Raw genomic sequence first — 12,124 nt, 5'->3', positions numbered from 1 at the left:
TACAGGCGGCTTTTTGCGTGTGGATACCTGTTTTGGGGCATGCAATTGGGCAAAACCGGACTACAGAGCATGGCGGTTCGAGAAGTCCTTCTGTAATTCGGAAAAATCGGACTACAGCTCCCGCCGCCCCCCCGCTCGCGCCCCGCCGTCCGTCCCCGCGTTCGTCTGCGGCCTCGCTCGCACCCCGCCGTCCCCGCTTTTGTTCACTTTTCTCCTGCTGAATCAGAAGAAAATCAACTTTTTTGCAGAGATTTATCCACTCTCATTCCTGCTCCGTAAAGCTAGAATAAGCTCATAGCCACTGAACATGAGATTGAAGCAAGAGGTGAGGTCATGAGTGAAGCTCTAGTCCGGATGGAGGGTATCGAAAAACATTTTCCAGGCGTGCACGCCCTTCATCAGTGTCGTCTGGAGTTGGCAGCCGGTGAAGTCCATGCCTTGGTCGGTGAGAACGGGGCCGGGAAATCGACGTTAATGAAAATTTTAACAGGCGTCTACCAAAAAGATGAGGGCCGCATTCTGGTGCGCGGTCAAGAGGCGGAGCTGCCGAACACCAGAGCAGCGCAGCAGCTCGGTATCTGTATGATTCATCAGGAGCTTAATTTGATGCCGGATTTGACGATTGCGCAAAATATTTTTATCGGGCGCGAACCGCGCAAGGGCATTCGGCTGTTCGTCGACGAGCGCAAGCTGAACGAGCAGGCGCAGCAGCTGCTGGATCAAATGAACCTGAAGCTGGATCCACGCACAAAAGTAGCCGAGCTGACGGTAGCTAAGCAGCAAATGGTGGAAATTGCCAAGGCGCTCTCGTTCAATTCGGAAGTGCTGATCATGGATGAACCGACAGCGGCGCTGACGAATGCCGAGATCGAGGAGCTGTTCCGCATCATTGAGCAGCTGCGCGGACGCGGCGTCGGCATCGTGTACATTTCGCACCGGATGGAAGAGCTGAAGCGCATTACGGATCGCATCACCGTCATGCGTGACGGTCAATACATCGCGACCGTGCCGACGAAGGAGACGACGATCGATCAGATCATCGCGATGATGGTCGGGCGCGAGCTCTATACGAGCCATCAGCAACCGTCTGCAAGCAAGTCGGAGCTGAAGGTGCTCGAAGTGAAAAGCTTAAACCGCGGTTCGGCGGTGAGGGATGTCTCTTTTCACTTGGCGAAGGGCGAGATTTTGGGCTTCGCCGGGCTTATGGGCGCAGGCCGCACAGAAGTGGCGCGGGCCATATTCGGCGCCGATGCGCTTGAATCGGGCGACATCTTGGTGCACGGGAAGCGCGTCCAGATCCGGACGCCGAACGATGCCGTGAAGCACGGAATCGGCTACTTGTCCGAAGACCGCAAGCGGTACGGACTGATGGTCGAAATGGACGTGAAAACGAACATTGCCATTGCCTCTTACCATAAAGCGAAGCGCATGTTCGGCTGGATGAAAGACGGCAATATTGACGAGACCGCTTCGCACTATGTGGAAGCGCTTCAAATCAAAACGCCGAGCATCCATCAGCATGTCAAATATCTCTCCGGCGGCAATCAGCAGAAGGTCGTCATCAGCAAATGGCTGCACCGCGACTGCGACATTCTTATTTTCGACGAACCGACGCGGGGCATTGATGTCGGCGCGAAGACGGAGATCTATAAATTGCTTGACGAGCTGGCGGCGCAAGGCAAATCCATCATTATGATTTCGTCCGAGCTGCCGGAAATATTGCGAATGAGCCACCGCATCATGGTCATGTGCGAAGGGCGCATTACCGGCGAACTCCGCCAGGAGGACGCGACGCAGGAAGCGATTATGCGCTACGCGACAATGCGAACCGGCTGAACATCAATATGCGAAATTCGAAGGAGGAAATTATGGCAACAGTGCCTGTACGTAAAAAGTTAGTCCCTTCACTGCCGAGCGGGTCCGGAGCAGCGCAGAAGCTGCTTGCTTTTGCCAGTTTGATTATGCTGGTCATCATCTTTTCGGTGGCCTCAGATAATTTTTTTCAGTTTGACAATATTGTCGCCATTATGCTGTCTACAGCAGTTATGGGCGTCCTGGCCCTAGGCTCGACGTTTGTCATCATTACGTCAGGGATTGACCTGGCGGTCGGTACCGTGATGACATTCTCTTCAGTGATGGCTGGCGTCATCATTACGACGTGGCACTTGCCGATGCCGCTCGGCATCATCGGAGGCATCGTGGCCGGCGCCATCTGCGGGCTCGTCAGCGGGCTGCTCGTCGCCAAGATGAAGGTGCCGCCGTTCATCGCCACATTGGCCGTGATGATGGTGACCAAAGGATTGTCACTCGTCATTTCCGGGACGAAGCCGATTTATTTTAACGATACGCCTGCGTTTACGCAGATTTCCATGGGCTCGGTGATCAGCTCGGTCATTCCCGGCTTGGAAATTCCGAATGCCATTCTCATTTTTTTCGGGGTCGCCATTATTGCGAGCATCATTTTATCAAAAACGATTATCGGCCGTTACAATTTCGCCCTGGGCAGCAATGAGGAATCTACCCGGTTGTCCGGCGTGAACGTGGACTATTGGAAAATTGTCATCTACTCGCTCACCGGCGTATTCAGCGGCATTGCGGGCATCATGATGGCGTCGCGCTTAAACTCGGCGCAGCCGGCACTGGGCGCGGGCTATGAGCTGGAAGCGATCGCCGCAGTCGTCATTGGAGGCACCTCTTTGAGCGGTGGCAAAGGGTCCATCCTCGGCACGATCATCGGTTCGCTCATTATGAGTGTGCTGACGAATGGACTGCGCATTTTATCCGTGAAGCAGGAATGGCAGACGGTCATCGTTGGCGTCGTCGTCGTGCTGGCTGTTTATGCCGACATCATGCGCCGGCGCAAGCAATAAGATTCGGTATTCGCTCCGAGAAGGAGTCCTATACAAACAAATGACATGTAAGGGGAGATCAGGATTGAATTTGCGTAAAAAGAAGTTAACGGTTGTTACCACTTTGCTGCTGCTGTCCTCGATGATGCTCAGCGCTTGCGGCGCTAAAACGACGGAAACGAAACCGGCTGCAGCCTCTACAGCGCCAACCCCGGCGGCATCTGCAGCAGCGCCTGCTGCGGCAAAAACGGATAAAATCTACATCCCAGTTATTTCCAAAGGCTTCCAGCATCAATTCTGGCAAGCTGTCAAGCAGGGGGCAGAAAAGGCCGCCAAAGAATTCAACGTCGAGATTACGTTTGAAGGTCCGGAGACGGAACAGCAAGTGGATAAGCAAATTGAAATGCTGCAAGCTGCTTTAGGTAAAAAGCCTTCGGCTATCGCCTTTGCTGCGCTGGACAGCAAAGCGGCGACACCGCTGCTGGAAAAAGCGAAAGCTGCCAAAATTCCCGTGATCGGCTTCGACTCCGGCGTCGACAGCGACATTCCGGTCACAACCGCTGCAACCGACAACAAAGCCGCAGCTGCGCTGGCCGCTGACAAAATGGCAGCATTGATCGGCAACGAAGGCGAAATTGCCCTTGTTGTGCACGACCAAACGAGCCGTACCGGCGTCGACCGCCGTGATGGGTTCACGAACCGGATTAAAGAGAAATATCCGAATATCAAAATTGTCGATACGCAATACGGCGGCGGTGATCAGTTGAAATCGACCGACCTTGCCAAAGCGATCATCCAGGCGCATCCGAATATTAAAGGGATTTTCGGCTCTAATGAAGGCTCGGCGATCGGTGTGATCAATGCGGTAACGGAGCTCAAAAAAGACGGAAAAATTATCGTCATCGGCTACGATTCCGGCAAGCAGCAAACCGATGCGGTCCGCAGCGGCAAAATGGCGGGCGCGATTACGCAGGATCCGATCGGCATCGGCTACTGGTCGGTGAAAGCAGCCGTGCAGGCGATCAAAGGTGAAACCGTTCCGAAATCGATCGATACCGGCTTCCACTGGTATGACAAAACGAACATTGATTCTGCAGAGATCAAACCTTTGCTTTACGATTGATCAAGTTGAGGCTGCGCCTTTATGGGCAGCCTTTGTTTCCGTTTACTGAAAGCACTCCCGTGTGTACAATACAAATAAAGCCTTAAGTTCATCACAGGAATATGAAACGTCCCGGGGGGAAATCGAGATGTATCGGATCATCATGATTGATGATGAAGATGAAGTCAGGGAAGGAATTAAACGAAAGACAGATTGGGCAGCGTGCGGCTTCGAACTGGTCGGCGATTTTGATAATGGCCGGGATGCGTACGAGGCGATGAGCGGTCTTGCGCCTGACGCAGTCATTACGGATATTTGCATGCCGTTTATGGACGGCTTGGAACTGACACGGCTGATTGCAGCCGAATACCGGGATGTTAAAGTTATTATTGTAACCGGTTACGAAGATTTCGACTATGCTAAGCAGGCAATCAAATTAAAGGTGAAGGATTACTTATTGAAGCCGATTAATGCGGCTGAGTTCACGGAATTTCTGCAAAAATTGAAGCTGGAACTCGACGATGAGCGCAAGCAAAAAGAGGATGTCACTTTCCTCCGCCACCAGTTCCACGAAAGCATGCCGCTGCTGCGGGAACGGTTCCTTGAGCGGCTGGTGACGTCACGCTTGAAGCGGGAAGAGATCGAACGCAAATTCCACATGTTCGGGCTGCATTTAGCCGGGCCGGCCTACTCGGTTGTTGCCCTGGACATCGATGAATTTCATCGCGACTTCTACAGTGATCAAGCTGCGGAGGAGGAGCTGCTACGTTTTGCTGCCTATAATATTGTGCATGAACTTGCCGAAAAGGAGCACGGCGGGATCGTCTTTCGGACGCGTGACGATAAATTGGTTGCGCTGCTCTCCGGCGCTGCGGAGACGATTGATGTGACGTGCCAGACGCTTGCCGAATATGCCCGGTACAGCATTGAGAAATATTTGAATTTGACGGTGACCGTTGGGATTGGACGTACATGTAGCGAACTTCCGGATGTATGTAAAGCGTTTCAAGAAGCGCTTTCTGCGCTGGATTACCGGTTTTTGCTCGGAAAAAACCGCATTATTTCGCTGGGCGATATGGAATTCGGCCGCAGTCTCGATCATTTGAGCTACTCACAAACGGAAAAAAAGCTGCTTTCCGCCATTAAGACCGGGGAGAAGCTGACAGTTTCGCTGACGCTGAAGGGCTGGATTGAAGAGCTCAAAAACTCCGCCTGCGACGTCGACAAATGCTACGGCAAGCTGCACAAGCTGCTCGTAGCGCTGCTGAATCTGCTGGTGGAAACCGGCTTTGAGGAGGCAACGGTGCTTGGCGATCATTCGTTCATGCAGATCTACGCCCGCAAAACGCTCGACGACATCCGGGTATGGCTGGAGGAGGTATGCCTGGCACTGGTCGACCTGCTGGCCGAGAAGCGGACTACGGTCTCGCAAGCGCAAATGGAGGCGGCAGTCGCTTACATCCATGAGCATTATGTCGATGAACAGCTGTCGCTGCAGCAGGTTTGCAATCATATTTTTATGAGCATGAGCTACTTCAGCGCCTTGTTCAAGCAGCATACCGGCCTCACCTTCGTCGAGTACGTGACCCGGCACCGCCTCGAGCGGGCTAAGGAGCTGCTGGCCGAATCGCAGCTGAAGACGTATGAGCTCGCAGCTCAGGTCGGCTACAGCGATCCGCAGTATTTCAGCGTTATTTTCAAAAGACATACCGGCATGACGCCGAAAGAATACCGTGCTACACAGAAAGTGCAGCCGGGCAGCCTATGAGAAGATGGGGATGGCAGCGCGCATTTCAATTCAAAAGCATTCATACGAAAATCGCTCTTGCGTTCTCGTGCCTCATTTTATGTACGACGATCGTTTTAAGCTATAGCGCTTATCGGCTGTCGACGGTGGCGGTCACAGACACATCCTTAGACTACACGCAGCAGTTAATCGAACAGGTGAACAAAAATATCCAGACCTACATCGGCAATATGGAAAGCATTTCGGCTTTATCGCTGAGCAATGCGGATTTGCAGCATTATTTGGAGCTGGCGAACCCGAATGGGCCGGAAGGTTGGCAGCTGGCGAGCCAGATCAGCCGTTACTTCCATGAGATTGTCGCTTCGCGTAACGATATTTCCTCGATTTTGTTTGTCGGCTCAAACGGAGCGCTGGTGTCGGATCGCAGCTTTGAGCATTTGAAGCCGTATGCGGAGTTAATTGGCCAGGATTGGTATGCCAAAGCGAGTGAAACCAAAGGTGACATCGTCATCTCCTCCTCGCATGTGCAGCATTTGTATCAGGACGAATACAAATGGGTCGTGACGATCAGCAAGCAGCTGCCGAAGTCGTCGCCGATGACAGCGAGCGGCGTGCTGCTGGTCGATCTGAATTATAATGTCATTAATGATCTGTGCAATCAGATCCAGCTGGGGCAGCGAGGGTACGTGTTCATTCTCGACCCGTCCGGCGATCTCATCTACCATCCGCAGCAGCAGCTCGTCTACTCCGGGCTTAAGTCGGAAGACATCCCCAAGCTGCTGCAAGTGAGCGACAGCACGTTCCGGACGGAGGAAGCGGATCAGAGCAAGATTTATACAGTCCGCACGACCAAATTCGGCTGGAAAATCGTCGGGGTGACGTATCCCGAGGACCTCATCGGCAACAAGCGGGACATGCAGCTGACCTCGGCGGTGTGGGGCGGCATATCCCTGATCGTTGCGCTGGCGATCTCTGTGCTGCTGTCCATTACGCTGACCAGGCCGATCAAGCAGTTGGAAGTGCATATGAAGCAGGTGGAAAAAGGCAACTTTGACATTCGCGTCGATGTCGAAGGGACGAATGAGATCAGCAAGCTGTCCCGGACATTCAATTTGATGATAGGCAAAATCAAAGAGCTGATGAACCAGACGCTGCAGGATCAGGAAGTGAAGCGCATCAGCGAGTTGAAGGCGCTGCAGGCGCAAATTCAGCCGCATTTCCTGTACAATACGCTCGATTCGATCATTTGGATGGCGGAAATGGGCAAAGTGGAAGAGGTCGTCACGATGACCTCGGCCTTATCCAAGCTGCTTCGCTCCAGCATTAGCAAAGGCGAGGAATTGATCCCGATTGCGGTGGAGCTGGAGCATATTCACAATTATTTGACGATCCAGAACATTCGTTACCGCAATAAATTCACTTATGCGATCGACGTGGAACCGGAAATATTGGACTGTCATATTTTAAAAATCGTGCTGCAGCCTCTTGTAGAGAATGCCATTTATCATGGCATGAAACATTCGCCTGAGCGTGGCCATATCCAGATTACGGGGCGCAGAAGCGCAGGGATGATTGAGCTCAAGGTGGTCGACAACGGGGTGGGCATGAGTGAAGCGCAGCTCCAGCGTCTGCGGCAAAAGGCGCGCGAACCCGAATCTGGCAAAGGATTTGGCTTGCTGAACGTCAACCATCGCATTCAGCTTTATTTTGGTGAGCATTACGGCTTGCAGTTTGAGAGCGAGCTGGAGGAAGGGACGGTCGTGACCGTGCGCATCCCGGATATACTTCCGATTCCAATATTAGATAAGGTGGCTGGCGAATGAGAAAAATGCTTTTCGTGGCGATGACGGCCGTCCTCCTTCTTGTGATCGGCATGGGGGTCATGCTGGTTACGAATCGGATCGAAGCGAAGGATAAACCGATTATTGTCATTCCCAAAACGATTGACAGCCGGGTGGAGTTTTGGCAGGTTCTGAAGCAGGGTGTGAAGGTGGCGGCCAAAGAGTACAACACCGATATCACCATTGTTGGAACGCCGTCCGAATCGGACATTGACGAGCAAATCCGGCTGGTGGACGAGGCGATCGCGCAGAAGCCCAAGGCGATTATTTTGGCTGCCACCGATTACAACCGGCTCGTCCCTGTCGCGCACAAGGCGATTCGCGCCGGCATCAAGCTGATCACGGTCGACTCCGGGCTGGAAGGGGGCATCTCTTCGAGCTTCATTGCGACCGATAGTTATGCTGCAGGCGGCAAGGCAGTGGACGCGATGCGGCGTTATGTGCAAGGGCCGGCGAAGTTTGCCATTGTCAGCTTTGTCAAAACGTCCACGACCCAGCTGGACCGGGAAAATGGGGTGCGGGACAAACTTTTGAATGACCCGTCGGCTCAAGTTTTTGACACGCTGTACAGCAACGGATCGGAAGAGAAGGCCTATGCGCAAACGAAAGTGCTGCTCACTGAGCATCCGGATATCCGTGGTATTTTCGGCCTAAATGAGGTTTCGACCGTGGGGGCGGCGCGTGCGCTGAAAGACATGGGCTTAGGCGGGAGCATTAAGCTTGTCGGGTTCGATAGCTCGATGAATGAGATCAGCTTTCTCGAAGCGGACATTTTACAGGCGACGATTGTCCAGAAGCCTTTTAATATGGGCTATTTAGCGGTTAAAACGGCGCTCCAGGTATATAACGGGGAGAAGGTCAAGCCTGTCATGGATACCGGTTCGGAAGTGATTTCCAAAGAAAACATGTATACGAGTGAGAATCAAAAGCTTTTGTTTCCATTTATTGAATGAGAATTCGTAGGTCGATAGACTCATTTTTGGACTCATTCCAAATTTTGGGTTGTCAGATTTCGACCCATATTCTACAATATGATGTATATTCATGTCGTAAGTCGGAAGTCGGAAATGGGGGGCACACGATGCTAGGACTTCTAAAAAAATGGCTGCAACAGACGCCAGCTGCCAAACAGGAACCTGTGAAAACGGAAGATTACAGATCGATGGAGATCGACGTTGTAATCAAATGTTTCGTCTCGGATAAAGAGAAGCCGTTTCGCGTCATTTTTAAAGTCGAGAAGCAGGGCTCTTTCTTTACCAAGGACATTTTTATAAAGCATGTGGATGATAGAACGGCAATGGAGTTAGTACATAATTACTCGACACTGGGCATGGGGCCGGAGGAACTGAAGAAATATGGCGGCACCGACCATGCTGAGTACAGCTTCGCTACTTTGGAGGAAGCTAAGAAAGTAAAGGATACGACTGTCGGATACATACGATTTTTGATCCGTGAGCACCATCAAGAGGCGGTTGCCAAGATTTCATAATGCAGCCTTTATAAGATCTTAGTAGGAGCTAATGGCACGGGGGCTAGTCCCTTATGGTGCTGTTGGCTCCTTTTTATTATAGGTGCTTGCGGGTATGGAGGCCTAGATGCGACGCTGCGCTGCGTGGTGCAGGGGCCGTCAGAGGAGGAGCACGTTAGGCTTGGGCAAGATGGCGCTGTGCATCAGCGCAAACATGCCAAAGCGGAGCCCGCTGGTTGCGCGCAATTCGATTTTCTGTAATATGTACAAAAGCTGTTGGGGTGGCGGGGACACGAACGTTTGCGGGGGAAGGCACAACTTATCCTGGATTTTAAGCAGGATTATCCGGGTAATAGCACCGATTCGGCGGGATTACATCGAATATGATGCCGAAAATGCAGGATAAGCCAAGAAATCGGCTTCGACGCACAAAATGCTATCCTTTTTGCAGGATAGTCCCACCAGGCTATTACTAGCGCGAGCACTCACCGCTGTTTTCCCATCGCAAGCCCCTTCCTTACCCTCACCTAATGTGGTAAAATGGTCATGCGGTTTAATTGTAAGCGTTATCATTTTATGAGGGGGAAAATAAAAATGAATGTAGCGCTCGAGATTAACAACACCTATGAAAATTTTGAACTCGCAAAAGATATTATGTATTTCAGGGTCGGAGATCGGGGGCTTGTCAGCTTCCATGGTAAAAATTATCACATCAAGAAGAGGCTTTCTTCCGACCAGATGAATGAATTGATTTCAGACAATTTCTTTTTTAAAGTGAATACAGATTGCTACGTGAACCTAAAAAAAATTATGCGCATTCAAGATGGCAGAGTTTATTTTGAAGTGAAAGGCACCGAGTCCAGATACACAACGATTACCAAACTGCGCCAGTATCGTCTGAAAGAGATTTGGCAGCAGCAACAAAAACCCCGCGAAGTTTGACAGCAACCGTGTAACAACCACCAAGTGGCAGCACCGCTCCGGAGCCGCTCCCGATGCGAAGCAAGTCACCGCCCCTCCGGGCCATAACACATCAAAAAGCGGAAGAACTTCTTCTGCTTTTTTCATGCTCACTCGAGCTTCGCGCGCCTCCATCACGGCCACCCCAGAGCATTTGTAGAATATCACAGAAAATCGGATCGGGCAGTAGAGAAGCACCAACCGAACCTCCGCGCTGCGCAGCTAGTATCTCGTTCCCGCAACGCTCGTTTCCCCGTCATCCAAGCAGCATTTGTACATATCACAGAAAATCGGATCGGGCAGTAGAGAAGCACCAACCGAACCTCCGCGCTGCGCCACCCAGTATTTGCTCCCGCAACGCTCGTGTCCCCACCATCCCAGCAGCATTTGTAGATATCACAGAAAATCGGATCGAGCAGTAGAGAAGCACCAACCGAACCTCTGCGCTGCGCCACCCAGTATTTGCTCCCGCAACGCTCGTGTCCCCACCATCCCAGCAGCATTTGTAGATATCACAGAAATAGCAAGATCAGTAGCATACTAGTTAAAGGGGAGAGGAATGAGGGAGAGATGGGAGAGCTCCCGTACCTGCCCCTGCCGCAGTACACAAAAAGCCGCATCTCCCAAACAGTCGTTGATGGACTGATCAGGAAATGCGGCATATGCCACATGGTTGGCGAAGTGTTCTTAGTGGTTCAACCGCTCAAAAATATTTTGCGCGATCCACACGCCCGCCGCGCCGGCTTGGGCCAAGCCGCGGGTGATACCGGCGCCGTCGCCGCCGCAGAATAAGCCCTTGATCTCGGTCTCAAAGCTTTCGCTGAGCTTCGGACGGGCGGAGTAGAACTTCGCTTCTACGCCGTAAAAGAGCGTATGCTCGGCAGCGATGCCGGGAGTCACTTTCTCGAGGGCGTGAATCATCTCGATCAAGCTTTTCATCGTGTTATATGGAAGCACAAGTCCGAGGTCGCCAGGCACGGCTTCTTTCAGCGTCGGCTCCAGGAAGCCTTCACGGATACGCTCGGTCGTCGAGCGGCGGCCGCGCATAATGTCGCCGAATTTCTGAACGATTACGCCGCCGCTGGACAAATCGTTTGCATGCTTGCAAATCTCGCGGGCATATTCGTTCGGCTTATCGAACGGCTCGGTAAACTTGTGTGAGACGAGCAGCGCAAAGTTGGTATTGCTGGAGCCCAGCGCTGGGTCCTTGTAAGAGTGGCCGTTGGCGGCCATGACACCGCTGTGATTTTCCACGACAACGTGCCCCGACGGGTTGCTGCAAAACGTACGAACGCGCGTGCCGACCGACGTGTTGTAGATGAACTTGCCTTCGTACAGATGCTCGTTAATTTCGCGCATGACGACGTCGGACGTTTCGACGCGCACGCCGACATCGACCTGGTTGTTGTACATTTTGAGGCGGCGTTTCTTCAATACTTGTGTCAGCCACGCCGAGCCGTCGCGGCCTGGGGCCAGCATGACGTAGTCGCTGCGAATTTCGGTGCCGTCTTTTAAGCGGATACCTTGAATGGCATGTTTGTCTTCATTTTTTATCGTAATAATATCTTCAACTTCTGTTTTGAACTGCATATCGATGCGGGTTTTCAAGTATTCATAAATGGATTTCAAAATCATCAAGTTCTGCTCGGTGCCAAGGTGCCGCACTTGCGCGCGCAGCAGCTTCAAGCCAGCGGCATAGGAGCGCTGCTCGATCTGTCTTACGGCTTCTGTGGTCGGATCTGTGATGTTAGGCGTAGCGCCGTGCTGTAAATTGATGTCGTCGACATAACGGATCAATTCCATCACTTTGGATGGGGCGAGATAGTCGGTCATCCAGCCGCCGAACTCGGTCGTGATATTGAACTTACCGTCGCTGTATGCGCCTGCACCGCCGAAACCGGCCGTAATCGAGCAGGCTGGCAGGCAGCCGGAGAAGTCTTTTTTTCCTGCAGGGGGAGGGCATAGCTTAATCTTGTTCTCCAGAATCGGGCAGCTGCGATGGTAGATGTCATGGCCTTTGTCAACTAACAGCACCTTGGCAGCAGGGTAACGAAGCGTCATTTCATAGCAAGCAAAAATACCAGCAGGTCCTGCTCCAACTACAATGAAATCATAAGCGTTCATTTCGATTCGATCTCCTTTTAAGTGCGCATATGC

The 12,124-nt window shown here is 52.2% G+C and carries 9 protein-coding genes; 8 read left to right on the top strand and 1 reads right to left on the bottom strand.

Annotated features, from left to right (window positions below):
- Nucleotides 1–333: 333 nt before the first annotated feature.
- The 8 genes from O9139_RS18170 (at nucleotide 334) to O9139_RS18135 (ending at nucleotide 9,949) form a co-directional block, all read left to right on the top strand.
- Entirely contained in the window at nucleotides 334–1,836 is a 1,503-nt protein-coding gene (locus O9139_RS18170) for a sugar ABC transporter ATP-binding protein (RefSeq protein ID WP_270880886.1), read from the top strand.
- A 32-nt stretch (nucleotides 1,837–1,868) separates the two neighbouring features.
- The gene (locus O9139_RS18165) at nucleotides 1,869–2,870 is read left to right on the top strand and encodes an ABC transporter permease (protein ID WP_270880885.1); all 1,002 of its coding nucleotides are present in this window, start codon (nucleotides 1,869–1,871) and stop codon (nucleotides 2,868–2,870) included.
- Between the two features lie 70 nt (nucleotides 2,871–2,940).
- The gene (locus tag O9139_RS18160) at nucleotides 2,941–3,972 is read left to right on the top strand and encodes an ABC transporter substrate-binding protein (RefSeq protein ID WP_270880887.1); all 1,032 of its coding nucleotides are present in this window, start codon (nucleotides 2,941–2,943) and stop codon (nucleotides 3,970–3,972) included.
- Nucleotides 3,973–4,099: 127 nt separating this feature from the next.
- Nucleotides 4,100–5,719: a helix-turn-helix domain-containing protein gene (locus tag O9139_RS18155; protein WP_270880884.1), complete on the top strand. Its 1,620-nt coding sequence runs from the start codon at nucleotides 4,100–4,102 to the stop codon at nucleotides 5,717–5,719.
- Nucleotides 5,716–7,521, top strand: a complete 1,806-nt coding sequence (locus tag O9139_RS18150; protein WP_270880883.1) for a cache domain-containing sensor histidine kinase — start codon at nucleotides 5,716–5,718, stop codon at nucleotides 7,519–7,521. The genes O9139_RS18155 and O9139_RS18150 overlap by 4 nt, the downstream gene beginning before the upstream one ends.
- The gene (locus O9139_RS18145; RefSeq protein WP_270880882.1) at nucleotides 7,518–8,492 is read left to right on the top strand and encodes a substrate-binding domain-containing protein; all 975 of its coding nucleotides are present in this window, start codon (nucleotides 7,518–7,520) and stop codon (nucleotides 8,490–8,492) included. The genes O9139_RS18150 and O9139_RS18145 overlap by 4 nt, the downstream gene beginning before the upstream one ends.
- A gap of 128 nt (nucleotides 8,493–8,620) precedes the next feature.
- Nucleotides 8,621–9,028, top strand: a complete 408-nt coding sequence (locus O9139_RS18140) for a hypothetical protein (RefSeq protein ID WP_270880881.1) — start codon at nucleotides 8,621–8,623, stop codon at nucleotides 9,026–9,028.
- A gap of 573 nt (nucleotides 9,029–9,601) precedes the next feature.
- On the top strand, nucleotides 9,602–9,949 hold the full coding sequence (locus O9139_RS18135; protein WP_270880880.1) for a LytTR family transcriptional regulator DNA-binding domain-containing protein: 348 nt from the start codon (nucleotides 9,602–9,604) through the stop codon (nucleotides 9,947–9,949).
- Between the two features lie 705 nt (nucleotides 9,950–10,654).
- Here the strand turns inward: O9139_RS18135 and O9139_RS18130 are convergent.
- Nucleotides 10,655–12,091 (bottom strand): NAD(P)/FAD-dependent oxidoreductase, encoded by a 1,437-nt coding sequence (locus O9139_RS18130; RefSeq protein WP_270880879.1) that lies wholly within the window; start codon nucleotides 12,089–12,091, stop codon nucleotides 10,655–10,657.
- Nucleotides 12,092–12,124: the final 33 nt, after the last annotated feature.

The sequence above is a fragment of the Paenibacillus aestuarii genome (assembly GCF_027789125.1).
In the GTDB taxonomy this organism is placed as follows: domain Bacteria; phylum Bacillota; class Bacilli; order Paenibacillales; family NBRC-103111; genus Paenibacillus_E; species Paenibacillus_E aestuarii.
The sequence above is the reverse complement of the archived record's forward strand: the minus strand, read 5'-3'. Positions and strand labels throughout refer to the sequence as shown.